The 1,090-nt window shown below is 65.0% G+C and carries 1 protein-coding gene; it reads left to right on the top strand.

Going from position 1 to position 1,090, the window contains the following annotated elements; all coding sequences use genetic code 11:
- A partial coding sequence (locus AC04SF_RS37345) for an isomerizing glutamine--fructose-6-phosphate transaminase (RefSeq protein WP_488481871.1) occupies positions 1 to 1,090 on the top strand: 1,090 nt, incomplete at both ends.

The following is a 1,090-nucleotide window of genomic DNA, read 5'->3' as shown; positions in this document are numbered from 1 at the left end:
CCGAGCTGCGCGACGAACTGGTCCGCGACGGCTATTCCTTCTCCTCGCAGACCGACACCGAGGTCGTGGCGCATCTGGTGGCGCGCGAGTTGGCCAGGGGGCTGAAGCCGGTCGAGGCCGCGCACCAGGCGCTGAAGCGGCTGGAAGGCGCCTTTGCGCTGGCCATCATGTTCAAGGGTGACGAGGACCTGATCGTCGGCGCCCGCAACGGCCCGCCGCTGGCCGTCGGCCATGGCGATGGCGAGATGTTCTTGGGATCGGACGCCATCGCGCTGGCGCCGTTCACCAATTCCATCACCTATCTCGAAGACGGCGACTGGGCGGTGGTGCGCCGCGACAGCGTCGCCATCTTCGACATCGACGGCAAGAAGGTCGAGCGCAAGCGCCAGCAGTCGCTGTCGACCTCCTTCATGGTCGACAAGGGCAACCGGCGCCATTTCATGGAGAAGGAAATCCATGAACAGCCGGAAGTGATCTCGCACACGCTGGCGCATTATGTGGATTTCGTCTCCGGTGTCTCGAAGCCGCTCGACCTGCCATTCGACTTCGCCAAGATCGGCCGGCTGGCGATCTCGGCCTGCGGCACCGCCTATCTCGCCGGCCTGATCGGCAAATACTGGTTCGAGCGCTATGCAAGGCTGCCGGTCGACATCGATGTCGCCTCGGAGTTCCGCTATCGCGAGATGCCGCTGTCGGCCAATGACGCCGCCTTCTTCATCTCGCAATCGGGCGAGACCGCCGACACGCTGGCCTCGCTGCGCTACTGCCGCAAGGCCGGCATGAAGATCGGCGCCGTCGTCAATGTGCGGGAATCGACCATGGCGCGCGAATCCGACGTCGTGCTGCCCACACTGGCCGGCCCCGAGATCGGCGTCGCCTCGACCAAGGCTTTTACCTGCCAACTCTCGGTGCTGGCGTCGCTCGCGGTGCGCGCCGGCGTGGCACGCGGCACGATTTCGAAGGAGCAGGAAAAGACCCTGGTGCGTGCGCTTTCGGAAGCGCCGCGCTATGCCAACCAGGTGCTCAAGCTCGAAGAGCAGATCGAGCGCATCGCGCGCGAACTGTCGCGCTACAAGGACGTGCTCTATCT

The organism is Mesorhizobium sp. CNPSo 4671 (assembly GCF_057784245.1).
This window is presented reverse-complemented; position numbering and strand designations above follow the sequence as displayed.